The following is a 24,341-nucleotide window of genomic DNA, read 5'->3' as shown; positions in this document are numbered from 1 at the left end:
GACGTACTTCCCGGTCCCTTGGCACGTCGGACCGCTAAATTGTCCCGATGACCCTGCCGCACCTTCTCGTCGTCGACGCCCAATCGTTGGCCGGCCGCGCCGCCCACGTGGCAGCGGGCGACGTCACGAATGGCGTCCGCCTCTGGTGCCAGATGGCGCGTGGCGCGGCGATGGACATCGCCGCCACGCATGTCGTAGCCGCCTGGGACCACGAGGGTCCGACGTTTCGCCATGCGCTATTCCCCACCTACAAACACCGGCGCACCGGCTCCATGCGCACTCGCATCACGCCGATCCGTGTGGGCGTGGAAGCCACCGGCATCGCCAGTGTGAGTGTCGCCTCGTTCGAAGGGGACGACAGCGTGGCCTCGCTGATGGCGCGCTTCCGCCCTGCGGCGCGGGTGACCGTTCTCTCGAACGACTCCGATCTGCTGCAGTTCGTGTCGGACGGCGTCGATGTGGCGACGTATGTGGGCGCCGGAAAAGGACCGAACGGCATGCGGATCAAGCCGTGGAGTGCCGCCGAGGTGTTGGCCAAGTTCGGGGTGCTCCCCGGCAACCTGCCGGCCTTCAAGGCGCTGTGCGGCGAAGAGGGCGACGACATTCCCGGTGTGAAGAGCGTGGGGAAAGGCACCGCCGTGAAGCTGCTGCGACGTTGGCAGTCCATCGAGAAAGCCCTTGAGGCCAGTGAGTTCGTGAGTCATCGGGACGACACCGCGAAGCTGGCGGGACAGCACGAGCACCTGCGACTCATGCTGCAGCTCACCACGATTCGTCAGGATGTGCCGCTGCCCGAGATGGATCTCGCACGGTGTGCCCTCAGCGCGATCACTTGGCCAGGCGGATCGCAGGCCCGCGCCGGCTTGGCGGCCGGCAGCACCGAAGGTCCGGTGTCGCGCCGCGCGGCCGGCCCCGGGCTCGACGACGTGCCATTTCCCGAAGAATGACGGCGAGCGCGTGTTCCCTGCTCCGCCGCGCAGCGGCCCTGGCAGCCCTTTGGGCGGCCTGCGCGTCGGCCGCGACGGCCAACCCCTTCGCCACCGGCGATCGCCGCGTGGTGGACCGCGTAGAGGCCGGCAGCGCCAACAGCGAAGCGATGCACGGCTACGTGGGGCACGACGACGCCACGGGCACGGCCGACGGCCGCGCCTACCGGCGCGCCCGCGGCTGGATCCGCTACGCCCTCACGACCTTTGACGACACGGACGTCACGATCGCCTGCACGTTCCTGAGCAGCGCCTCGGGCAACTACGATCTGATAGTGGAAGACAGTCTCATCGCGTCCAAACGCTTCGAAGCGACCCTGGGCGCACCGACAGTCATCGAGATCCTCGTCCCGTTCGCCGTGACCAAGGGCAAGACCAGCATCGCCGTCATGCTGCGCGCGCGCGGCGGCCTCACGCCGCAGCTGCACGAAGTCCGCACGATACAGGACCACAACGAAGTCGCCCCCGTCGCCGTCGTTCAACAGCACCAGACCCCGATGTTTTCTCCCCCTGGAGTCGTCCGATGAAGCCGTGGTCCGTTTCGCGTGTCACCCGCGCCGTCTGCGCGCTCGCCTCCGCTGTTGCGCTGCTCGACGGGCGCGCACTCGTCGCTCAAGCCCCCGCGAAGCCGACGAGCAACGCCACGAGCAACGCCACGAGCAGCGCGCGGTGGCTCACGCGTCCTGAGCGTACCGACTACGCCGAGACGAGCCGGTACGACGACGTCATCGCGTACATGAAGCAGATGGCGGCGGTCAATCCGAATATCCATCTCACCACCTACGGCTACACCACCGAAGGCCGACCGCTGCCGCTCGCTGTGATCGGCGCGCCCGGCGCTAGCGCGGCGCAGGTGCTCGCGACCAACAAGACCCGTGTGTACATCCAAGGCAACATCCACGCCGGTGAAGTGGAAGGAAAGGAAGCGCTGCTCTGGTTGCTGCGCTCCATCGCGAAGGGCGAGCGCAATGCGTGGCTCAAGACCACCGTGCTGCTGATCAACCCGATCTACAACGCCGACGGCAACGAGCGCGTGTCGGTCTCCAACCGCGGTTCGCAAGCGGGCCCCGTGGGAGGCATGGGCACGCGCGAAAATGCACAGGGCCTCGATCTCAATCGCGACGGCACCAAGATGGAAACGGCGGAAGCGCGATCGATGGCGTCGCTGCTCACGCGCTATCAGCCGCACGTGGCGATGGATTTGCACACCACCGACGGCAGCTCCACGAGCGGCTTCAACATGACGTACGAAACGTCGCTGAACCCGAACAACGCGAAAGCGCAAATGAGCTTGCTGCGTGACGTGCTGCTGCCGGAGATCACGAAGACCGTGAAGGCCAAACACGGCTCCGACTGGTTCTACTACGGCGGCGTGTCGGGCAGCGGCGAGCAGCGCGCCTGGCGCTCCGACGCCGAGCTCGCGAAGCCACGCTACACCTCGACCTACTACGGCGTGCGCAACATCCTCGGCCTGCTTACCGAGACGTACTCGTACGCGTCCTTCAAGACGCGCATCACCGAGACGTACTGGTTCCTCGAGGAGTCACTGAGCTACGTGGCGACGCATGGTGAGACCGTGCGCGACGTCGTCGCCAAGGCCAACGCCGAGTCGATCATCGGCCAGCAGCTGGCCGTGCGGCAGCAGTTGGTGAAGGCGCCGGCGTTGCAGAAGATCGTGTTCGCGCCCACGATCTCCGTGCGCAATCCGTACGTGGCCGATCGGCCGTACCGCCTGCGTCCCGATGGCCTCGGCGACGCCAACGTGACCAGCGAGATGTTGCCCTTCTTCGGCACAGCCGAGCCCACCGAGACGACATTGGCCCCGCGGGTGTGGGTCGTGCCCATGACCGCGACGCCGGCCGCCGCGGCAGCACCGGCACCGGCGCCAGGTGGATTCGGCGGCGGACGCGGCGGTGCGGCTGGTACACCGACGCAGCGCATGTTGGCGACCGTGATCGATCGCCTCGAGGCCCACGGCATTCGCTACAGCGTGACGGCGGCTGACCAACCGTTCAGCGGCGATCGCTTCAAGATTGCGACCAATACCGTGGAAACGCGCGAGTATCAGGGCACGCACAAAGGACGCACGCTCACCGGCGCGTGGGAGCCGACGGAGCAGACCTTGCCGGCGGGCTCGCTGGTGATCCCGATGGATCAGCCCTTGGCGCGTCTCACGTTCATCCTGATGGACCCGCGCTCCGACGACGGCTTCATGTGGTGGAACCTGCTCGACGCCGTGCTGGGCCAGACGCCGGCGCCGAGCTACTACCCGGTGCTGCGCTCTATGAACACGGTGAAGTAACGACCGATCACGGACTCGGCGTCGCTCCCTCTACCCCTCGACCCAGTCGGCGGCGAGGCGCCGCGACGCCAACCAGAGGAGCAGCGACGCCATCACGTAGAATCCGGCGCCGCAGTACAGCGCGTAGCGCATAGACTCGGTGCCGTAGCGCGGCGCGAGCAGGTCGGAGAGGTAGCCGAAGATCCAGAGCCCCACCGCGATGCCGAGCAGATTGTTGATCAGCAGGAAAAGCGAGTTGGTCGTGGTGCGCATGTTCGCCGGCGCGAGGTGTTGCACCGCGCCGATGACCGGCCCGAGCCAGGCGAGATTGAGGCCAGTGGGCACCAGGAACAACACGAAGGCCCACACCAGCGACGTCGTGTTCATGGCGGCGTACGCGAAGGGGAGCGCCACCAGAAAGCACACCGCCGGCGTGAGGGCGTAGGCGGCGCGGTTCTTCTTCGCGAAGCGGTCGGCGAACGCGCCGCCCAGCCAGATGCCGGCCACGCCACCGATCAGGTTGATCCCGCCGAAGTACCACGAGGTCTGCACCAAGGTGAGGCCGAGACTGCGGATGAAGAAGCTTGGCAGCCAGAAGGCCACGCCGTATCCGCACACCGACGAGCAGGCGGCCCCTAGTGCGAGCAGCCAGAAGGTCGGCTTCGGCAACACGGTCGCCACCACTTTCGAGAACGCTGGCGCGATCGACGGCGCGGCGGCGGTGGCGCCATCGAGCCCACCGCGCACGGGATCCTTCACGACGAGCTTGAAAATCGGCGCCAACAGCACGCCAGCGCCGCCGACGATGAAGAACGCCACGCGCCAGCTGATCGACGCGGCGATGAGGCCGCCGAAGAGAATGCCGAGCGCGGATCCCACGGGGATCCCGAATGAGTACGCGGCGAGCGCCCGGGCGCGCTGTTCCTTCGGGAAGTAGTCGCTCACGAGCGAATAGGCGGGTGCCACCCCACCGGCCTCGCCGAAGCCCACACCGACGCGCGAGAGAAACAGCGACCAGAAGCCCGTCGCGAGCCCACAGGCCATCGTGAACGCGCTCCAGAGGCCCAGCGCCGCCGTCATGATCCAGGTGCGGCTGGCGCGATCGGCGAGCCACGCGATCGGCACCGCCAGCGTGGAGTAGAGCATCGCAAAGGCAAGCCCACCCATCAGCCCGAGCTGCGTGTCGGTGAGTCCGAGCTCCTGCTTGATCGGCTCCTTGAGGATGCCGAGGATCTGGCGATCGAGAAAGTTGAACGTGTAGGCAAGCACGAGCATCGCGAGCACGAGATAGCGATAGCGCGAGCCCTGCTCCGCGGGATTGACGGGGGCGTTCGAGGGCGAATGCGTCGACGGAGTGGCCATGTCGGGAATGTGCACGGTCGAGCGCGTGTGCACAGCTGTGCCAATGGTGCCAATACGCACGCCAACGCAAAACGGCCCCCGAGTGATCGGAGGCCGCTTCGATGTTGCTGCTATGAATCTGCTCTGAACCAACCAGAGCCACAGATCGGGATTGAACCGATGACCGCCCGATTACGAATCGGGTGCTCTACCACTGAGCTACTGTGGCGTTCGATCTCACGGTGAGGTGCCGTGTCCTGCTATCCAACGGTAAACAGTGCCCTCGCGCGGACTCGAACCGCGACGCCGTTAAGCACTACCACCTCAAAGTAGCGTGTCTACCAATTCCACCACGAGGGCGTACAACACCTGCAGCACTGCATCTGTGTTCGCGGAAACTCCACCAGCACCTGCATCCCAAACATCCGCGGAACAACGGGAGCGACGGGGCTCGAACCCGCGACCTCTCGAGTGACAGTCGAGTGCTCTAACCAAACTGAGCTACGCCCCCAACAACATCCTGCACCTGCATCAGCCAGCTCCAGGGGGAGCTGATAGCTCCAACGGGAATCGAACCCGTCTCTCAACCTTGAAAGGGTCGTGTCCTAACCGATAGACGATGGAGCCAGAGTCTACGTCGTGCGTTCCTGCAGCCTGCGTCGTGCAACAGCACCTTCAGTAGCGGTAACGGGATTCGAACCCGTGTTCCAGCCTTGAGAGGGCTGTGTCCTAGTCCCCTAGACGATACCGCCGTCGGCAGTCCCCGAAGGCGACCTGCCGACGGCGGTGATGCTATTTCCTGTCGTGATCGCTGTTCGCGATCACTCTTCGTTCCGAGCGCCTCGCGGCACCCGCCCTACTCCCTACCCCGTACTTCCTACTCTTTGACAGGCCCGGAGGGAATCGAACCCCCAACCGCCGGTTTTGGAGACCGGTGCTCTACCAATTGAGCTACGGACCTCCTGAAGCGCCGCGTCTCACTGGCGCTTGCAGTGCGACCAGGGTGACCGACGGGAATTGAACCCGCAACCCCCGGAATCACAATCCGGTGCTCTAACCAATTGAGCTACGGCCACCATCGTCGAACGCGTGTGCCTTCACTCCTCACGTTCGAAGCCAGCATCCCCTCAGGCATCACCAAGGATGACAACCGACGGGAGACGCAAACTGTAACCAGACGAAAGGCCGATTGCAAGCGGGGCAGCCATACTTGACCCCGACTTTCTTCATCGGTACCAACGCTCAGTCCTTCGCGCGCTCCAGGTACTCGCCCGTCGTCGGGTTCACGCGGACGCGCGTGCCCTCTTCCACGAATTCCGGCACGTTCACCGTCACGCCGTTCGACAGCTTCGCCGGCTTGGACGACGCCGTTTTGGTGGCGCCACGCACCACCGGTGCGGTTTCGACGATCTCGAAGATCAGCGAGTTCGGCAGTTCAATGCCGATCGGACGGCCGTTGTAGTACTCGGCCAGGATCTTCATACCCGGCTGCATCCACGGCGCCGAATCGCCCAGTGCCTCTTCATCCATCTCGATCTGATCGTAGTTCGCGATGTTCATGAAATGAAACACGTCGCCGCCCTGGTACATGAACTCCAGTTCCTGCGTTTCCATGTCCGCCTTCACGATCGTGTCCGCGGCGCGGAACCGATGCTCGAAGTTCGAACCCGTCCGCAAGTTCTTCAGCTTCGCCTGTACCATGGCGCGCAGGTTTCCCGGCGTGTGGTGACGGAACTCGACGACTCGGCACGGATCGCCCTCGAACACGAGGACCATGCCACGTCGGATCTGGGTCGCAGAAAAGGCCATGCGAACGACACCTTCGAACAGGGGACATCGGGGGCAAACCCCCGCAGGAGACCAGCTGGAATACCGCGCCGCTCAAACCCACCAGCCGGCAAAGCACCGACGAGCCAAAACCGCACAGCCTCGAAAAGTAACCAGACGGTCTCATCACCGGAAGGGACCCATCACGGTTCGGCCGCTGGCTAGAACGAGAAGAACTTCCGTCGATCGACACCCGTTGGAGAGGGAGCATCCTCAGTGCGGCGATCCGGCGTGATCTTGATGTCAATCAAGCGCCGATTCGGCGCGTAGGACGGAGGACTCGCGCGCGTCGGCTCCACCCGCTCACCGAAATGCTGGCCCAACCCGCGGACGGCGCCCTCCAGCAGCGACGCCATTTCGGGTGTACCGGTGAAACTCACCCGCACCGACTCGGCGTCGATCAATTCCACATCGAACGCCGGCACCTCCACCCCTGGCACCAGGGCATCCAACACGGCCGGCGCCAACTGGTTGATCTGCAGCAGCACCAGTCGCGTGGACTGCCGGTCGCGCGTCACCATCGGAAAATCCGTGACGACCGACTGGGCGAGCTTCAAACCAACAAACGCGTACACCTCGGGCAGGGGCCGACGGCGCACCTGACACAGGGCGCGCACGAAGGCCGTGACGCGCACCGCCGATCCCGTTCCGGAAACCGCGTCACTGACGTGCGCGGAGGCCACGGCGCGCACCGACGCCAGCTCCCCGGGGCCGAACTCCAACCGCACGATGTCTTCCAGCAAAACCAGTATGGAACGCATGGTCCTGACCTGCTTGAGAAATCACTACAGTTGGGCAGAGCCGTCAGCGGCCCGCCACCTTCGCCAGCAGCGGTGACAAGCCGCGCCATACCGTGTCGGCTACTCGCTTCGAACCTTCTGGATTCGGGTGAATTCCGTCGGCCTGGTTGAGCCGTGCATCGCCCGCCACCCCTTCCAGCAAGAACGGGAGCAGCGTCACCCCCGTCACCTTTGCCGCACGCGGGTAGGCCTCGTGAAAGCGCGTGGTGTAGCTCCCGCCGAGATTCGTGGGGGCTTCCATCTGCACGAGCGCCACATCGGCCTCGGGCCGCTGTGCGCGCACCACCTTCACCAGCGCCACGATGTTGGCATACGTCGAGTCGGGATCCACGCCCCGCAGTCCGTCGTTCGCCCCCACCTCGAGCACCACCAACGCCGCCGGCTGATCCAGCACCCACCCCGCCCGTCGCAACGCACCCGCCGAGGTCTCCCCGCTCAACCCCGCATTCACGATGCGCACGGCGTATCCCGCTGAGTCGGCCTTGGCCTGCAGCAGCGCGGGATAGGCTTTCTCGGGATCAAGCCCCAGCCCGGCCGTCAGACTCGTCCCCAACAGCACCACGCGGGCGGATCGAGTCGCAACAGTTGCTTCGGGGGCGTCCCCCCCGGTTCTTTCAGCCGACGCCGATGCGCCGGCGGCTGAATCCGAACGACCGGATTTGCCGTTGGTGCCACAGGCCCCTCCCATTGCCGTCAGGGCCGCGAGTACCGCACCCGCCGCCCAGCGCCCGATCTTCTTCTTCCGTTCCAATCGCATGCTCGTTGCCCGTGGATTGACCAAGGAATACCAGAGTGGCACGCAGCGCCTCACGGTGTTGCGCGACGTGTCGTTCGACGTGCCCCAGGGCGCGTTCGTCTCGATCGTCGGGCCGTCCGGCAGCGGCAAGACCACGCTGCTCGGTCTGCTCGCCGGGCTTGATACCCCGTCACAGGGCACAGTGTCGCTCGATGGCGAAGAATTCGGAAGTCTTGACGAAGATCGCCGCGCCAAACTGCGTGGGGAAAAGGTCGGCTTTGTGTTCCAGAGCTTTCAACTGATTCCCACGCTGACGGCCCTCGAGAACGTGCAGGTGCCGCTCGAGCTCTCCGGGGCGGTCTCCGCCAAGGACGCCACCATGCGCGCCCGCGATCTGCTCACGCGCGTGGGCCTTGGCGATCGCACACACCATTTTCCGCAGCAGCTGTCAGGCGGCGAGCAGCAGCGCGTGGCGCTCGCCCGCGCGTTCGTGAACGAGCCGCGCATTCTATTCGCCGATGAACCCACCGGAAATCTCGACGGCACGACCGGTGAGCGCATCGTCGAGTTGTTGCAGGCGCTGAATCGCGAACGTGGATGCACGATCGTGCTAGTCACCCACGACATCGCGCTGGCCGCCCGAACGCAACGCACCATCCGTCTCCGTGACGGCGTCGTGGTCGAAGACGTCATGCACGAGCCGACTGCAGCTCCGTCCGCCTCATGACGACGCAGGCCCTGCTCCGCCTCGCCTGGCGGGAGAGCCGTACGGCCCGTCGTCGTCTGGCGCTGTACATGTCATCGATTGCGTTCGGCGTCGCCGCGCTCGTCGCGATCGACTCGTTCGCCGGCAACGTCACGCGCTCCATTCGCGAACAGTCGCGCACGCTGCTCGGCGGTGACATGGCGCTGCAAGCGCGCGCCGCGTTCCCGGCCGTGGTCGATACGCTGCTCGATTCGCTGCGCACCGACAACATCGCCACGTCTCGGGTCACGACCTTTGCCAGCATGGCGCTGGCCGAGCCGTCGGGTGGCACACGACTCGTGCAGGTGCGCGCCGTCTCGCCCGGCTATCCGTTCTACGGCGAGATCGAAACGATTCCCGCCAACGCGTGGTCGCGCGTACACAACGAGTCGATCGTGTTCGTCGATCCATCGCTGCTGGTCGCGCTCGATGCCAGCGTCGGTGATTCACTGCGACTCGGTCAGAAGATGTTCGCCATTGCCGGCACGCTCGGCAACGTGCCCGGCGATGCCGGCATCACGGCGGTCATCGGGCCGCGGGTGTACGTGTCCGACACGTGGCTCGGCGCGACCGCACTGCTCAAGTTCGGGAGCCGCGCCGAGTACGACGTGGTGCTCAAGCTGCCCGCGTCGCTGGCCACCCCAGCCGCCGCAAAGACGATGGCGCGTGATCTCCGTCGCCGGATCGACCCGAAAGCGGCCGCGCAGCAGGAAGCGCAGGAAGCACGCGGCGAGGAACGCCGTGGCCCGGGCGGCGAAGACGAAGCCCCGGCGGCCGACTCGGTACCGAAGGCGGTCGAACCAGCGCCCGATTCCGCTTCGGGGCTCGTGTCGGGCGCCGTGCGCACGCGTGTGCGCGTACGCACGGTGGCCGATACCGAGCGCGATTTCACCGAGTCGGTTGCGCGCTTGGCGGATTTCCTCAGCATCATCGGACTCATTGCTCTCCTGCTCGGCGGCATCGGTGTCGCGAGTGGTGTCAACGCGTTCGTTTCCGCCAAGATCGATACCGTGGCCGTGCTGCGATGCCTAGGCGCCACCAGTCGTCAGGTCCTGGCGTTGTACGTCGTGCAGTCGGCCGCCATGGGCCTCGTCGGTGCTATCGCCGGTACACTGCTCGGCGTCGCCGTGCAGTTCCTCCTGCCGGGTGTGGTGTCGGATTTCCTACCCATCGATGTCGAACTCGCCCTTGAACCGCGGCCGCTGATTCTGGGCCTTGCCACCGGCGTGTGGGTGTCGCTGGTGTTCGCAATGCGACCTCTGCTCGCGTTGCGTCGTGTGTCCCCGTTGCAGGCGATTCGCCGCGAAATGGACAACACGGCCCTGCCCCGCGAGTGGAACGACCCGGCACGCCTGACCGTCGACGCACTGTTGGTGAGCAGCATCATCGGCATCGTGGTGTCGCGCATCGGCAGCGTTCGCCAGGGGCTCTACATCAGCGCGGCCATCGGGGGCGCGGTGCTGGTGCTCTGGATCGCCGCCTCGTTGCTCATCGCGGCGGCACGCCGCAGCACGCGGCCGTCGTGGCCATTCGAGCTCCGGCAGGGCATCGCCAATCTGCACCGCCCGGCCAATCAGACACGCGCGGTCACGCTCGCGCTGGGATTCGGCGCCTTCCTGCTCAGTACCGTGTACCTGGTGCAGGCGAATCTGCTCAGTCGCGTGCAAGCCACCTCCGCCGGCTCGGCCGGCAACCTCCTCTTCTTCGACGTGCAGGATGATCAGGCGGCACCACTCGATTCACTCCTGCGCGCGCGGCAGCATCCCGTGGTGCAACAGACGCCGATCGTGACGATGCGTATCGACGCGCTGAATGGCCGTAGTGTGTCGTCGCTGATGGCCGACACGAGCGCGCGGCGCGCCGGGTGGGCGCTGCGTCGCGAATACCGCAGCACGTATCGCGATTCCATCGTGGGCTCGGAAGCCGTCGTGGCTGGCAAGTGGTTCGCCGATTCGGCCACGCGCGCGAAGTCGCGCGCCAGCAGTCCGGATGCGCCGTTCGAAGTGTCCTTCGAGCGCGACCTCGCCACCGATCTGGGCGTGGCACTCGGTGACACCGTCACGTGGAATGTGCAGGGTGTACCGGTCACCACGATCGTGACCAGTTTCCGCACCGTGAACTGGGCACGCTTCGAGGCGAACTTCTTCGTGGTGTTCGCGCCCGAGGCGCTGCGTCGCGCGCCACAACAGTTCGTGGTGGTCGCCAATGTGCCGGCGGGACCGGCGATCGCCGCCGTGCAGCGCGATATCGTGCGACGGTTCCCGAACATCTCGAGCGTCGATCTCACACTCGTGCGTCAGACGATCGGCGCCATCGTCGACAAGGTCACGCTCGCGATCCGCTTCCTGGGACTGTTCTCGTTGGCGATGGGCATCCCGGTGCTCTTCAGCGCCGTCGCCGCCACGCGGCGCGCGCGATTGCGAGAAGGCGTGTTACTGCGCACGCTTGGAGCATCACGGGCTCAGGTCGCGCGCGTGTTGCTCGCGGAGTACGGGGCGCTCGGGGCGCTCGGGGCGCTCACCGGCATGGTGCTGGCGTTCGCTGGCGCATGGGGCCTCACGCGCTTCGTGTTCAAGGATCCGTTCGATCCCGCCGTCGGCCCGACGTTCGTGATCGCGGCGGGCATGCTGCTGCTGACGATGGCGATCGGGTTACTGACCAGCCGCGATGTCTACAAGGAAACGCCGATGGCCGCGATCCGCGAAGCCTGACGACATCAGTGCGCGACTACCGCCGACCGATGATACCGTACGAGTCGGCGGTAGCGCTGCCTTCCTTGAACGCGACCCAGACACGCGCACCGACCATCCCTCGTAGCGCGCTGGGCACGGAGGGCAGTCGTTTGCGACCGGATCCGTCAGTGAGTCGCAGCCCGCCGCCGTCGTCGAGGGTGCCATCCCACGCCGGTACACCGTCGGACGACCGCACCAGATAATCCGACACGACGATGTCGCGCGGCGTGATCTTGACGCCGCGCACCACGACCTCCGTGCCGGCCAATCGCCCGAGCCCCGTGGTCGCCATCCCGCTCAGCGAAATGTTGTTGCCATCGACGCGCAGGACGACCTGCCGAGCGGGCTCGGCACCGACGATCGTAACCACGCCGCGCACCGAATCACCACGCGTGCGACCGGCCAGATCACTCCCGCCCGCCAGTCGCTGCGCGATGGCGCGGGCCATCGAATCACCACGTGCTTGGGCCCGAAGGCTCATCGCCTGACCGGCCGTGGTACCGAACCCGGCGCTGGCACGCGTGGCGCTGTTCACGTTCGCGATCGTGCCGTCGTTTGAACCGCTGGCCGCCACCTGCGACGCGTTCTGCATGACCGCGAGCGAATCGAGTAGGTCGGCCGGGCCGCGCTCGGCCTGCGCCAGCAGCGAATCGCCGCGATATCCGAGTGTATCGAGCCCCGGTATGTCACCCGACACCGTGACGCTCTTTTCACGATTGCACGCCGCGAGTGTGCAGAGCATCGCGAGATGCCAGGCAGTACGACCGACTGACTTCGGCGAACAGGACCGTAAGTCATTCAGTGCAAATCGATTCGGCGACGAGTTCATACGCGGAAGCTACGCGCTGGACGATCGGCGTCAACGCGACGCCCAAGCGCCGCCTTATGAGGTTTGACGCCCATCACGCTCCGTTCGCATCGCGCCTGCCGCCGGATGGTCGGAGCATGCCATATTGCACACAGGGCGTCGTGAAACCGTTCGTAGAGGGAACGGCGGATCACGGCGTTTCAGTGCAAGCGGCCGGCGGCCATGTCGCTCCGTGCACGAACGTTTCACTGCTGGCACAATCGCGCACACCACGGTGACGTGGGTTACGACGGCGCGTCAAACTCTCGCGATGCATGAGCTACTGATGGCACACGGGTCCGCGCGCTCCGAGCGCGACGGTTGGATGGATGACAACACGCGGGGCTTGTCCCTTGCCGCTGCGGCGGACTGGGATGAAGCCGCCGAGGCATTTGCTGCCGCGGCCGACGTGTTGGCACGACGTGCGCCCGATGTGAGCTCTCACGATGCGCTGGCGTTGATTCTCGGCAATCTGGCGCAGGCCTGCTTCCGGGCCGGACGTACCGACGACGCCCTGCTCCATGCCCAGCGCTCCTGCGCCCTCCGTGTCGCGCTCGCCGGCGAGGACGCGATGCCGGTGGCTCGCGAACGCATGGATCTCGCGGTCATGCTCGGTGCCTCCGGCCGGCTCGACGAAGCGCAGGCGCTGATCCAGCGCGCGATATCAGCCGTGGAACGTCATGTCGGCGATGAAGATGCGCGCCTCGTGGTGATGTTGGAGAACGCCGCCCGGCTGGCCCTGGCCGCGGGCGTCCCGGCCAACGCCGAACCGCTGTTGCTGCGTCTCCACGCCCTGCTCGATGCGCATGGCATGTCCACCGATCGTGCCGACCGCCTGCTCGCGATGGTTGCGGCCGTTCGCTCCCGTGCCGACGCCAATCGCGCCGAGACGGTCCACCGTGAGGCGAGCCCCGCCGAGGAGGTGGCCGTCTACGCGCATGCCTCGATCGACGAGCAGGCGGCCGAAGCCGAGTGGGACGATCAGCCGCTCCGCGATGCCGTCGCGATCACCGATGTGCTGCTGCGCACCACGCCCTCGGGGGTGATCGCGATTCAGGAGCCGGTGAATCACGATGCCGAGATTCTCGCCGCCTTCGAAACGGTCGTGGATACACCGGTCGAACCGATGCTCGATCTGGTGGACGATGCCCCCACGCCAGCGGTGGACATCGCGCTCGACCTGGCCGACGAGTTCGGGCCCCCGCGCCAGGACGACGATGCGCCCTCGATGGCGCTCGGCTTCACGATCGAGCATGGGCTCGGCGCACCCGATGCGCCCGCATCGATACTGGATGCGAGCACCGATCTGCTGGGGCTCGAGCTCGACGACGCACTGGCCGACTCACTGGTCGATGTGCCGATGCACCGTCCGGCACTCGAACTCGATGAGGCAACGCCGTCGCGCATCGAGGAGCCGGCACCCGCTGTGCCAGAACCGCTTTCGCCGCTCAACGCACCGCTCCGTCCACCGGTACGGCACACAGAGCCCGTGTTGACGCATGGATTCGGGCCGCCTCCGGCTGCGCTGGTCACCCCTGGCGCTCGCATGGAGCCGGCGCCCGCTCCGGCGCCGATGCCGCCGACGGCGCGGGACATGACGCGCGCACAGGATGCGCAGAACGCCGCCGACGCAGACGAGGCGAGCGCCCACACGTCGCAGCGTGCCGGACGGACCGGGCGGACCCCGATGTCCGATCGACATCCGAAGGAGACCGGCGGCAAGAGCACCGGCCTGATCGGGGCCGGCATCGGTGTCGCCTTGGCAGCGGGCGGCGCGGTCTGGTACTTCCTGCTTCGTTGATGCGCGGCACGCGATGACGTCGGTCCCTCCGGAAGCAACGGCAGCACGCCTGCACGGCAGTGTGCTGCTCGTGGGGCCGGGCTGGTTGGGTCAGCCCACGGCGGTACAGCTGGCGGCGCGTGGCGCTACCGTTGCCACGCTGCAGCGTAGCGCCCGTACAGCAACCCACCCCGACGTTTCCGCGTTGACGGGCGATATCGCCGACGCCGTGCGCGGGCCGGAATCGACGGCGGCCTTGCAGGCCATCGTGCGGTCGGCGCTCCCGGCACCGATCGATCACCTCGTCGTGTGCGTCGCACCGTCGCGCGCGCGTGGTGACGACTACGGCATCTATCCGCAGGCAGCCGCCGGCGCGGCGGCGTTGGCGAATGCGCTCGGCATCAGATCGGTGCTGTATGTGTCGAGCACTGGTGTCTATGATCGGCAAGACGGCAGCGAAGTCACCGAGATGAGCGCCATCGAGCCACGCGACGCGCGGGTGCAGGCCTTGTACGACGCCGAACAGCGTATCGCGACGCTGGCCCGGAATCACGACGCCACGGTTCGCATCGTGCGCGCGGCCGGCCTGTACGGACCGCAACGTGATCCGGCCGCACGGCTGGCCGCCCCCGCCTTCGCGACTGGGGATGTGTGGTGCAACTTTTCGTGGCGCGACGATGTGGTGTCAGCCATCGTGCATCTGCTGCAGTACGATCGCACACCGGGCGTGCGCGTGTTCAACTGCGCCGATGGAACGCCGCTGCGCTCGTCGTCGATCGCATCCACCCTCATCGGTCGTCCGATCACCGCGCCGGCGGAGCAGACGCCACGCGATAACGCGGCGCCGGTTCGCAGTGGCCGCAGCAATCAGCGGATCAACGTCGACGCCTTGCTGGCCACGGGCTGGCGTCCCAGCGCGCCCACGGTGTACGATGGCCTGCGCCTGCTCGGCCATCAGGTGCCGTTGACGCCGGCTACTTCGTGAGCACCGCGCCGTCGCTGCCGTATGGGCCGCAGACCGCCGCCGTGCGTGGCTTCCTTGTGCGACTGGCTGGCCTCGGGGCGGCCGATCGTGCGGGCGTCGTCGCGCGCTACGAGGCCATGGCCGATACCCGGGCATACGAGGCCGCGGATGCGCGCCTCGGTGCGGTGATCGCCCGGAGCGGCCGGGAGGAGGCTCGCGATGCGTTGAGCGGGCCGCTCCTGCAATTGGTCAAACGACAGGGGACGCCTGCACCGGCGGGAGCGGACGTCGAGCTCGAGCCCATTGCCGAGCCGGCACTCGCGGCGCTGTTGGCGCTGATGGTGCGCGACCTGCTCGACGACGCGACCGCGCGTTTACTGACCGACGCCTTCAGCGACACGATCCCGCTGGGGTGAACGGTACTCCGTCGCACCTCGGCTCAGGAGACGGTGTCGGCCCGGGGCTCAGCGGCAAGCGTAAAGCGCGGGATCACCGCTTCGAACGAGGAACCGTCGTCGCGCACGAAACGATACGAGCCCTCCATCCAGCCCTGCGGCGCCTTGAGCACGCAGAACGAGCGGTACTCGTGCACTTGTCCGGGAAGCAGATGCGGCTGTTCGCCAACCACGCCTTCCCCTTCCACCACGGTGTCGCCCGCGGACTCGTCGTGAATCAGCCAGCGGCGCGTGCGGAGCTGCGACGCCTGTTCACCCACATTCTCGATGCGGATGTGATAGGCGAACACGAACTGGCCAAGCACTGGATTCGATCGGTCGCGCAGATACGACGGGCGTACCGTGATACGAATACCTGACGTGATGCGATAGTAGAACGGGATGGGATCAGGGCGCATCGGAACGTCCTCGAAACGTGACAGTGACCGGAAGGCTTTCGGTGCCCACGCGGTTGAGCGACACAACCGACAGCGCCGTCGGCGACGTGCCTTTCGGGATCGGCCACGACGTCGTGGATCCCGATACCAGCATCGTAATCCATGCCGTGTCGGTGCGCAGCCGGATGGCGTACTGCCACGGCATCGCGGCGCCCGTGGTGCGCAGCAGCAACCGGGTCCCCGTGCTGGTTTCCGCCAGACGTGCGGTGGGCAGCGGGGGCGCTGCCGCCTTGAGCCACGGCGTGGCCGGCACCAGCGCCGGCGCGGCGTAGGGTCCCTCCAGCAGTGTGTCGTTCATGCCGGCCTGATTGGTCAGGAACGACTTCATGCTGAAATGCACGTTGCCGGTCGCCCCGTCCTGCAGCCGCGTGACACGGATCTGCTCCACCAGTTCGCCCACGGAGAACGCACCCGACCCGACACCACCGGCTCTCGAGGTGAAGTTGCCCGGCCACATGTGGCGCCCCATGACATTCTCGCCAACCCACCAGTCGAGCAGGGCCGGATACGCCTGTTCACGTTTGGTCGTGGGCCAATAGAGCTGCGGCGTGAAGTAGTCCACCCAACCCTCACGCAGCCACTTCCGTGCATCGGCGTACAGCTTCTCGTACGCGTCGAACCCACGCACCTGCGTGGGATAGCCGGGACGCCAGATGCCGAACGGACTGATACCGAAGCGCACCCACGGCTTGGCCTTGTGCACGCCTTCGTCGAGCTCCTGTACCAGCAGATCGACATTGCGGCGCCGCCAATCCGCGCGCGCGAGTTTGCCGCCCTCGCGCACGTAGCGCTTCCAACTGCGATCGTCGGGAAACGGAATGGTGCGACCGCGTCGATCGTTCTCGGGATACGGATAGAAATAGTCGTCGATATGCACGCCGTCGACGTCATAGCGCTGCACCACATCGAGCACCACGCGCAATGTGCGTGCGCGGACGGCAGGCTCACCCGGATCCATCCAGAGATAGCCCGCGTACGGCTTCACCAAAGACGGATTTGTGCGCGCGATGTGCGTGGATGACAACGGCGACTTGGCGTCGGTGTGTCGCGCACGGTAGGGATTGAACCACGCGTGCAACTCGAGGTTGCGCGCGTGTGCTTCCTGGATCGCGAACGCGAGCGGATCCCAGAACGGCGCCGGTGCGCGGCCTTGCGCGCCCGTGAGATACTCCGACCACGGTTCGATCTTCGATGCGTACAACGCATCGGCCGCCGGACGGATCTGAAAGAGCACCGCGTTCAACTTGAGCGCCGCCGCGCGGTCGAGCAGCGCAATGAGCTCTGCCTGCTGTTCGGCGGTGGAGAGCGTGCGCTTGGATGGCCAGTCGATGTTGGCCACCGACGCCACCCACACGCCGCGAAACTCGCGCGCCAGCGGCGGGGCCTCGGCGCTGACCACCGGGCGCACACGGGCCGGTGCGGCCGGTGCCGTACGACCCGGAGTTTGCACTGGCGTCGGTCGCGTGGGTTCCGGGCGAGCCGCCGGCACCGGCTCCCCAGGTGCGACGGGCGGTGCCGTAGGCCGGCAGGCAAGCACCGCCGACACGGCGAGCACTGCGCCGGCAGTGATCAGATCGCGACCACGCACTACGTCAGCTCCTTCAGCATGGCATCGAGCACAGCGCCGGCTCGCTTCGCGGCTTCAGCAATGCGCTCCTCGGACTGGATGAAGGAAATCCGGAAGAACCCTTCCCCACCGGCCCCGAAGCCGGAGCCCGGCAGCACGATAACGCCAGCTTCTTCCCGCAGGCGATCGGCAAACGCCGCACTGGCAATGCCCTCGGGCAATGGCATCCACAGGTACATCGTGGCCTTGGGGACCTCGACGGCAAAGCCGCTGGCGCGGAACGCCGTGACGGCCGCATCACGACGCGCCTGAAACACCGCCACGTTCTGCGGCACGAAGTCAGCCCAGCTCTCGATCGCCGCGACCCCTGCCGCCTGAATGCCCATATACTGCCCGGTATCCGTGAACGCCTTCACCTTGGCGAGCGCCGTGGAAATCTCCGGCCTCGCGACCGCCCAGCCACAGCGCCAGCCGGTCATGTTGTACGTCTTCGACAGCGAGTGGAACTCGATCGCCACCTCGCGTGCGCCGTCGATCTCGAAGATGCTGGGCGGCACGTAGCCGTCGAATCCCATCTCCGAGTAGGCGTTGTCATACACTAGCAGCATATCGCGTTCCCGACACACCTGAACCACCCGTTCGAGATAGTCGCGCGGCGCGATCGCCGAGGTCGGATTGTTCGGATAGTTGAGGTACAGAATCCGCGTGCGTGAGAGCACGTCGGTCGGGACCTCGTCGAGGTCCACCAGAAAGTTCGTGCGCGGCCGCAACGCATACACGTACGGCGTGGCATCGCTGAGCAGCGTGCCACCGAGATACGCCTGATAGGCGGGATCGGGAATGATCGCGACATCACCGGGGCCAGCGAAGGCAAAGGCGATGTGGGCGAGCCCTTCCTTGCTGCCCAGCAACGGCACGATCTCGGTGATCGGATCGACGCGCTGCCCGAACCGAGTCTGCATCCACGCCGCGATCGCTTCGCGGTAGCGCACCAGCCCCAGCCCGAATCCATATCGCTGCATAGCCGGGACCTCGGCCGCGCGCTGGAGCGCCGACACGGCGCCTGCGGGCGGCGCCAGATCGGCGTCACCGGCACCGAGATCGATGACATCGACGCCAGCCTCGATCAGCGCCTTCTTGCGCCCTGGGATGTGTGCAAGCGGATAGGCAGGAAACGACGAGAACCGTTGGGACAGGCGCGGCATGACGGCGAGTCGGAAGTGGAGAGCGGAATTACGACGTGGGCGGACTGTACTGCGCGTGCTGCGCATCGATCCAGCTCTTGTGGTACGCCGGATCTTCGATCGCCATCGCGAGCTTGGCGATCTTGAGCGGCTTGAAGCTGTCCATCATCACGGCGAGTTCGTTGGTGTACTTCGCGCCGATCGATGCCTCCGTGCGACCCGGATGCGGGCCATGCGCCAGACCATCCGGATGATGCGTGATCGATCCGTACTCGATCCCCTTGCGGCTCATGAATTCACTCGACGCGTAGAACAGCACTTCGTCCGAGTCGACGTTGCTGTGATTGTACGGTGCCGGTATCGCCTCGGGGTGGAAGTCGTATGGACGCGGGCAGAACGAGCAGATCACGAACCCGTCACCTTGGAACGTTTGGTGCACCGGGGGCGGTTGGTGAATCCGGCCGACGATCGGCTCGAAGTCGTGGATGTTGAAGATCCACGGATAGAAGTACCCATCCCATCCCACGACGTCGAATGGATGGTGATCGAGCACGAGTTCATTGAGGGCGTCGTACTGCTTCACGAGAATCGGGAAGTCGCCCATCTCGTCGCGCGGCGCGAGCTGTTGCGGGCGGCGGATGTCACGCTCCGAAAACGGCGCCCCCTCCAGCATCTGTCCGAAATTATTGCGGTAGCGTGAGGGCACACGGATGTGCCCGCGGCTCTCCATCACCAGGAACTTCGTGGCACCGGCGGTCAGGTCATGGCGCCAGCGATGCGTGATGTTCCGGTGAATCACGACGTAATCGCCGGACTTGTATGGCAGCTCGCCGTACACCGACTCCAGTACGCCCGAGCCCTCCACCACATACACGACTTCATCCGCCTGCGAATTACGGTAGAAATGCGTGTCGTTGGTGTCGGGCTCGACGTACAGCATCACGATGTCGCTGTTGAAGAGCAGCGGCAGGCGACCAAGCGTGGCCGATCCACCAGTTGCAATCCGCGACGTGAGGAAGTGCCGGTGGCGCAGCGACGTGTCGACATCGGCCTCGAGCACGAAATCGCGCACCTTGCGCGCCGACTTGTACGTGGTGGGCGGGTGCGTGTGATACAGCAGCGACGAGGTTCCCACGAACCCCTCGTGCCCCATCAGTTCCTCAGCGTACAATCCGCCGTCGGGACGTCGAAAGACAATGTGGCGCTTGCGCGGCACGGAACCCAGCTGGTGGTAGAACGGCATGAAAGACGGCCTCTGGTGCGGGCGGCCGACGCGACGCCGGATGGCAGTCGTGCGCCGACGAATTGATACCTGCAATCTGGCCAAACGCACCAAGCGGCGGGAGGGCAATCCTCCCGCCGCCGGTACATGACATTGCGTACGCGTTCAGGGCGTCGAACGGCCCTCGCCGCGACTCAGCGGCGCGGCGCGCTCCGCCGACGCGGGAACAGCAGCGACGACATTCCGACTGCCAGCAACACGACGGTGCTCGGCTCCGGCACCGTGGTCACGAGCGGCGCCGCGTCAAACGACGCAGCAAACGCCGTCATCGCCTCGTCGGGCGCCTTCGCCAACTTCGACGTGGTCACGCGACCAGCGTCTTGGGCCGCCGCCGCTGCCGCAGCAGCTGCCGCGGGTCCCACCGACTCATCGTTCCACATGGCTGCTGCCGCCACCGGGCTGCTGCCCGGAGCGACCCACGCCGGGGCGCGACCGGCGCCGTCGGCAACAGGAGCTGGCACGGGGCCAGCCGGCGCGCCACCCGACGTCGACACATCGGGGGCATCCGACGGCGCCGTGGCCGCCGATAGGCGCTCGAGTGCAGCGCCATCGCTGCCAACCCGTCGGGACCAGCCGTAGTCACTGAGATCGGCGCGGTCGGTCGGCAATAACGCCGAGCGACCGTTGGCGATCGACGCGCCATGGGTTGGCGCGCGCCGCGCCGACACCGACGTACCGAAGGGCGCCACGGCCAAACCGCGGGCGCCGAAGGCGGCACAACCGCCGGCGCAGTTCCAAGCAGTCGGATGCGACGCATCGCGATCGGCCTTGCCGAAACCGACGAAGTTACCGCCGAGCCCGAGCAGCGAGACGACAGCACCGGCGGTCGAGGTCGAATCGTCCCGCTCCTGCGCGCCGGCTGGCGACACCGTCACCAACGCCGCAACGGCGATGAACGGGATGGTGCGATGCACCAGATGCATCATCGATGATCTCCTGTGGGTACGGGTTCACCGGTGATGTGTCGCACGTAGCATGCCGAACGTATTAGCCGTTCGCCACGCTAGAGGTTGCCGCGCAGCTCCTGTTCCCGTTCGATGGCTTCGAACAACGCCTTGAAGTTGCCCTTGCCGAAGCTCTTGGCGCCCTTTCGCTGGATGATCTCGTAGAACAGCGTGGGGCGATCCTCCACTGGCTTCGTGAAGATCTGTAGCAGATAGCCATCCGGATCTCGGTCCACCAGAATGCCGAGCGCAGCCAACGCGTCGATATCCTCATCGATCTGCCCCACGCGCTCCTGCAACTCGGCGTAGTACGACGTCGGCACCGAGAGGAACTCGACGCCGCGATCGCGCAGCGCGGTCACGGTTGCCAAAATGTCGTCGGTCGCGAGGGCAAGGTGCTGTGCGCCCGGTCCGCCGTAGAAGTCGAGATACTCTTCAATCTGCGACTTCTTCTTGCCTGAGGCCGGCTCGTTGATCGGGAACTTGATCTTGTCGTCGCCATTCGCCATCACCTTCGACATGAGCGACGAATACTCGGTGCTGATGTCGTCGTCGTCAAAGGTGATCAGATTGCGGAAGCCCATTACGTTCGCGTAGTAGTTGACCCAACGATTCATCTGGCCAAGCTCGACGTTGCCGACGCAATGATCGACGTACTTGAGTCCCACGCTTGCCGGCTGATATCGCGACGAGATCTCGCGGAAGCCCGGCAAGAAGAAGCCGCGATAGTTGCGGCGTTCCACGAGCGAATGAATCGTGTCGCCATACGTGCCGATGGCGGCGATGATCACCTCGCCATGCTCGTCGGAAAACACCTGCGGTTCCTGAATCGCGATCGCGCCCCGCGCGATCGCCGTCGCGTAGGCGGACCGCGCATCGTCCACCCAAAGCGCGTAGTCGCGGAGGCCGTCACCATGCGTGTGCACGTGGGACGCGATGGCAGAGTCGGGGTCGAGCGCCGTGGTCAACACCAGGCGGATCTTGCCCTGCTGCATGAGATAGCTCGAGCGGTCACGCACGCCCGTCTCGGGACCTCGGTAACCGACCAGCTGATAGCCGAACGCCGCGCGGTAGTAGTGGCTCGCCTGCTTGGCATTGCCGACGTAGAACTCGACATAGTCGGTGCCATTGATCGGGAACGCATCGTGCTCGATCCCCTGTTCGGGGATAGTCATCGTCGCCATAGGACAGACCTCAGTTGTGATGGGTGGACGGTCGGGCACGCGAAATCGTGCCGACCATGTTCAGCCATCCCGAACTCAGATATGCGAACGCGGCAGCGCGCCGATCCAGGCGCGTTGCCGTTGGTCTTCCGAAAGCGGATTCTTGCACATGGGACGACGCTCCACGAACGTGATTCTCGGGGCCGGTCCGGCGGTATCCTTGAAAGATAACCTGCTGCCGACCCGACGTGCCTAGGAACGCAACTCGGGCAGGTCGGCGAAGAGCGCCAGCGCCGCCGGGTTCGCCAAGGCGTCGGCGTTCTTGACCGGTCGGCCGTGCACGACGTCGCGTACCGCGATCTCGGTGATCTTGCCGCTGATGGTGCGGGGAATGTCCGCTACCGAAACGATCACCTTCGGCACGTGATGCGGGCTGGCGTGCTCACGGATGCGCTGTCGGATGGCCCGCTGCACGTCTACACTGAGCGACGCCCCATCACGCATGCGCACGAACAGCACCACGCGAGAGTCGTCGCCATCGACGCCGAGGCGTTGCTCGATCACCAGCGACTCCAGAATCTCCGGGATCTGCTCGACCTGCCGATAGATCTCCGCCGTCCCGATTCGCACTCCACCGGGGTTGAGCGTCGCATCGCTACGACCGTGAATGATCAGACCGTCGTGCGAGGTGATTTCCGCCCAGTCGCCATGACGCCACACGCCGGGGAAATGCTCAAAGTACGCGCCGCGGTAGAGTGCGCCGTCGGGATCGTTCCAGAACGCCACCGGCATACTCGGGAACGGACGCGTGCACACCAACTCTCCCGGTGTCTCGCGCACCGGCATGCCGCCGTCGTCGAACACCTCGACCGTCATGCCAAGCCCGCGCATCTGCAGTTCGCCGCGATAGACGGGACCGGTAGGATCACCCAACGCAAAGCAACTCACGATGTCGGTGCCGCCGCTGATGCTGGCCAGACGCACGTCCGACTTGATCTGCGCGTACACGAAGTCGTAGCTGTGCGCCGCCAGCGGGCTGCCGGTGGAGAGAATCGCGCGCAACGCGGTCAGATCGAACTGTTCCCGCGGTTGCACACCCTCCTTCTCGAGCACCGACAGATACTTGGCGCTCGTGCCGAACACTGACACGCGCTCGGCGGCCGCCATGCGCCACAGGATGTCGGCCGACGGCGCCAGTGGAGCGCCGTCGTACAGCACGACCGTGCTGCCGATGGCCAGCGCCGACACCAGCCAGTTCCACATCATCCACCCGCAGGTCGTGAAGTAGAAGATGGCGTCATCGGGCCCGAGATCGGTGTGCAGCGCCAATTCCTTCCAGTGCTGCAGGAGCGTACCACCCGCGCCGTGCACCATGCATTTGGGCAAGCCCGTCGTGCCGGACGAATACATGATGTACAACGGATGATCGAACGGCAGACGCGTGAACGTCGGCTCGCGATGCGCGGCATACTGCACCAACACGTCGGTGAACGTGACCGCCGCCGGAATCGACGCGATCGTCGGCGCGGCGTGGACGTACGGCACCACCCACACCGCCGCCAGCGATGGCAACGAGGCGACAATCTCGCGCAGTCGTTCGAGACCGTCGATCTGTTTGCCTGCGTACCAGTAGCCGTCGGCGGCGATCAGCACCTTGGGGGCGATTTGCCCGAACCGATCGAGGACGCCCTTGGTGCCGAAGTCGGGTGAGCAGGACGACCATACGGCGCCTAATGACGTGGCGGCCAGCATCGCGATCACGGCCTGCGGCAAATTCGGCAGATAGCCGACTACGCGATCACCGACGCCAACACCCGCCGCCGAGAGGGCGGCCGCCGTGGCGGCCACCTGCTCGGCCAATTCCGCGAACGTGATGCGCTGCTGGGCCCCGTGCTCGTTCCACGATACGATCGCCGTGGCCGCATCTCGGCGACGCAACAAATGTTCGGCGAAATTCAGACGCGTATCGGTGAACCAGCGCGGGCCCCGCTGTGTATCGGGTGGCGCCATGCACTCACCACCCACGAGTACCTCGCTCCACGGCGAGTCCGATGCACCGGGACCATCGGCGATGATCGCCGCCGCGCGCCAGATCTCGGCCCAGAACGACGTCGGGTGTTCCACCGACCAACGCTGCAGCGCATGCGCATCACGCACCGACGGATCGACGATGCCGCGCCGCACGAGATCGCGTCGGAACTGCGTAATGCGAGCGCGATCGACCACGTCCGCCGACGGCGTCCAGATCGGCGTGACGTCAACGGACATAT

20 protein-coding genes and 7 tRNA genes are annotated in these 24,341 nt (G+C 65.9%); 8 read left to right on the top strand and 19 right to left on the bottom strand.

Annotation, left to right across the window (positions count from 1 at the left end; all coding sequences use genetic code 11):
- Positions 1–47 precede the first annotated feature (47 nt).
- Genes RMP10_RS17280 through RMP10_RS17270 form a run of 3 tightly spaced genes read left to right on the top strand, consistent with a single transcriptional unit; the run spans position 48 to position 3,288 of the window.
- Positions 48–947, top strand: a complete 900-nt coding sequence (locus RMP10_RS17280) for a 5'-3' exonuclease H3TH domain-containing protein (protein ID WP_310571403.1) — start codon at positions 48–50, stop codon at positions 945–947.
- Positions 944–1,513 carry a DUF6805 domain-containing protein gene (locus tag RMP10_RS17275; RefSeq protein WP_310571402.1) on the top strand — a complete coding sequence of 190 codons (570 nt, stop codon included), beginning with the start codon at positions 944–946 and terminating at the stop codon, positions 1,511–1,513. The genes RMP10_RS17280 and RMP10_RS17275 overlap by 4 nt, the downstream gene beginning before the upstream one ends.
- Positions 1,510–3,288: a M14 family zinc carboxypeptidase gene (locus RMP10_RS17270; protein WP_310571401.1), complete on the top strand. Its 1,779-nt coding sequence runs from the start codon at positions 1,510–1,512 to the stop codon at positions 3,286–3,288. Before RMP10_RS17275 ends, RMP10_RS17270 begins: the two co-directional genes overlap by 4 nt.
- A 30-nt stretch (positions 3,289–3,318) precedes the next feature.
- Here the strand turns inward: RMP10_RS17270 and RMP10_RS17265 are convergent, their stop codons facing one another.
- From RMP10_RS17265 to RMP10_RS17215, 11 genes are all read right to left on the bottom strand, one after another.
- Entirely contained in the window at positions 3,319–4,629 is a 1,311-nt protein-coding gene (locus RMP10_RS17265) for an MFS transporter (RefSeq protein ID WP_310571400.1), read from the bottom strand.
- Positions 4,630–4,765: 136 nt separating this feature from the next.
- Positions 4,766–4,837 (bottom strand) — tRNA-Thr (locus RMP10_RS17260).
- Positions 4,838–4,886: 49 nt separating this feature from the next.
- Positions 4,887–4,968 (bottom strand) — tRNA-Leu (locus RMP10_RS17255).
- Positions 4,969–5,044: 76 nt separating this feature from the next.
- Positions 5,045–5,119, bottom strand: a tRNA-Asp gene (locus RMP10_RS17250).
- A gap of 44 nt (positions 5,120–5,163) precedes the next feature.
- Positions 5,164–5,235, bottom strand: a tRNA-Glu gene (locus RMP10_RS17245).
- Between the two features lie 52 nt (positions 5,236–5,287).
- Positions 5,288–5,360: transfer RNA gene (locus RMP10_RS17240), tRNA-Glu, on the bottom strand.
- Positions 5,361–5,496: 136 nt separating this feature from the next.
- Positions 5,497–5,569: transfer RNA gene (locus tag RMP10_RS17235), tRNA-Trp, on the bottom strand.
- A gap of 41 nt (positions 5,570–5,610) precedes the next feature.
- Positions 5,611–5,684 (bottom strand) — tRNA-His (locus RMP10_RS17230).
- A gap of 166 nt (positions 5,685–5,850) precedes the next feature.
- Positions 5,851–6,417, bottom strand: a complete 567-nt coding sequence (gene efp / locus RMP10_RS17225; RefSeq protein ID WP_171224094.1) for an elongation factor P — start codon at positions 6,415–6,417, stop codon at positions 5,851–5,853.
- A gap of 179 nt (positions 6,418–6,596) precedes the next feature.
- A complete protein-coding gene (locus RMP10_RS17220; RefSeq protein ID WP_310571399.1) occupies positions 6,597–7,196 on the bottom strand; it encodes a heme NO-binding domain-containing protein in 600 nt (199 codons plus the stop codon).
- A gap of 43 nt (positions 7,197–7,239) precedes the next feature.
- Positions 7,240–7,992 (bottom strand): arylesterase, encoded by a 753-nt coding sequence (locus tag RMP10_RS17215; RefSeq protein WP_310571398.1) that lies wholly within the window; start codon positions 7,990–7,992, stop codon positions 7,240–7,242.
- Between RMP10_RS17215 and RMP10_RS17210 the strand changes: the two genes are divergently transcribed.
- Entirely contained in the window at positions 7,991–8,698 is a 708-nt protein-coding gene (locus tag RMP10_RS17210) for an ABC transporter ATP-binding protein (RefSeq protein WP_310571397.1), read from the top strand. The genes RMP10_RS17215 and RMP10_RS17210 overlap by 2 nt on opposite strands.
- On the top strand, positions 8,695–11,427 hold the full coding sequence (locus RMP10_RS17205) for an FtsX-like permease family protein (protein WP_310571396.1): 2,733 nt from the start codon (positions 8,695–8,697) through the stop codon (positions 11,425–11,427). The genes RMP10_RS17210 and RMP10_RS17205 overlap by 4 nt, the downstream gene beginning before the upstream one ends.
- A gap of 16 nt (positions 11,428–11,443) precedes the next feature.
- Here the strand turns inward: RMP10_RS17205 and RMP10_RS17200 are convergent, their stop codons facing one another.
- Positions 11,444–12,190, bottom strand: coding sequence for a hypothetical protein (locus RMP10_RS17200; RefSeq protein WP_309673164.1), 747 nt, complete (start codon positions 12,188–12,190; stop codon positions 11,444–11,446).
- A gap of 391 nt (positions 12,191–12,581) precedes the next feature.
- Here RMP10_RS17200 and RMP10_RS17195 point away from each other — a divergent pair, with 391 nt between their 5' ends.
- Genes RMP10_RS17195 through RMP10_RS17185 form a run of 3 tightly spaced genes read left to right on the top strand, consistent with a single transcriptional unit; the run spans position 12,582 to position 15,455 of the window.
- Positions 12,582–14,096, top strand: a complete 1,515-nt coding sequence (locus tag RMP10_RS17195) for a tetratricopeptide repeat protein (RefSeq protein ID WP_310571395.1) — start codon at positions 12,582–12,584, stop codon at positions 14,094–14,096.
- A gap of 13 nt (positions 14,097–14,109) precedes the next feature.
- On the top strand, positions 14,110–15,060 hold the full coding sequence (locus tag RMP10_RS17190) for an NAD-dependent epimerase/dehydratase family protein (protein ID WP_310571394.1): 951 nt from the start codon (positions 14,110–14,112) through the stop codon (positions 15,058–15,060).
- Entirely contained in the window at positions 15,057–15,455 is a 399-nt protein-coding gene (locus RMP10_RS17185; RefSeq protein ID WP_310571393.1) for a hypothetical protein, read from the top strand. The genes RMP10_RS17190 and RMP10_RS17185 overlap by 4 nt, the downstream gene beginning before the upstream one ends.
- A gap of 23 nt (positions 15,456–15,478) precedes the next feature.
- Here the strand turns inward: RMP10_RS17185 and apaG are convergent, their stop codons facing one another.
- The 7 genes from apaG to RMP10_RS17150 form a co-directional block, all read right to left on the bottom strand.
- Entirely contained in the window at positions 15,479–15,892 is a 414-nt protein-coding gene (gene apaG, locus RMP10_RS17180; RefSeq protein WP_309673160.1) for a Co2+/Mg2+ efflux protein ApaG, read from the bottom strand.
- Positions 15,882–17,519 (bottom strand): family 10 glycosylhydrolase, encoded by a 1,638-nt coding sequence (locus RMP10_RS17175; protein WP_310571392.1) that lies wholly within the window; start codon positions 17,517–17,519, stop codon positions 15,882–15,884. The genes apaG and RMP10_RS17175 overlap by 11 nt, the downstream gene beginning before the upstream one ends.
- Positions 17,519–18,703, bottom strand: a complete 1,185-nt coding sequence (locus RMP10_RS17170; RefSeq protein WP_310571391.1) for an aminotransferase class I/II-fold pyridoxal phosphate-dependent enzyme — start codon at positions 18,701–18,703, stop codon at positions 17,519–17,521. The genes RMP10_RS17175 and RMP10_RS17170 overlap by 1 nt, the downstream gene beginning before the upstream one ends.
- Before the next feature lie 28 nt (positions 18,704–18,731).
- Positions 18,732–19,925 carry a cupin domain-containing protein gene (locus tag RMP10_RS17165; RefSeq protein ID WP_310571390.1) on the bottom strand — a complete coding sequence of 398 codons (1,194 nt, stop codon included), beginning with the start codon at positions 19,923–19,925 and terminating at the stop codon, positions 18,732–18,734.
- A gap of 173 nt (positions 19,926–20,098) precedes the next feature.
- A complete protein-coding gene (locus RMP10_RS17160) occupies positions 20,099–20,890 on the bottom strand; it encodes a PEP-CTERM sorting domain-containing protein (protein WP_310571389.1) in 792 nt (263 codons plus the stop codon).
- Between the two features lie 77 nt (positions 20,891–20,967).
- The gene (gene hppD, locus RMP10_RS17155) at positions 20,968–22,092 is read right to left on the bottom strand and encodes a 4-hydroxyphenylpyruvate dioxygenase (protein ID WP_310571388.1); all 1,125 of its coding nucleotides are present in this window, start codon (positions 22,090–22,092) and stop codon (positions 20,968–20,970) included.
- 231 nt (positions 22,093–22,323) lie between these two features.
- On the bottom strand, positions 22,324–24,339 hold the full coding sequence (locus tag RMP10_RS17150; RefSeq protein WP_310571387.1) for an acetoacetate--CoA ligase: 2,016 nt from the start codon (positions 24,337–24,339) through the stop codon (positions 22,324–22,326).
- Positions 24,340–24,341 lie beyond the last annotated feature (2 nt).

It is taken from the genome of Gemmatimonas sp. (genome assembly GCF_031426495.1).
In the GTDB taxonomy this organism is placed as follows: Bacteria; Gemmatimonadota; Gemmatimonadetes; order Gemmatimonadales; family Gemmatimonadaceae; genus Gemmatimonas.
Note: the sequence above shows the minus strand (reverse complement) of the source record. Positions and strands in the feature narration are given on the sequence as shown.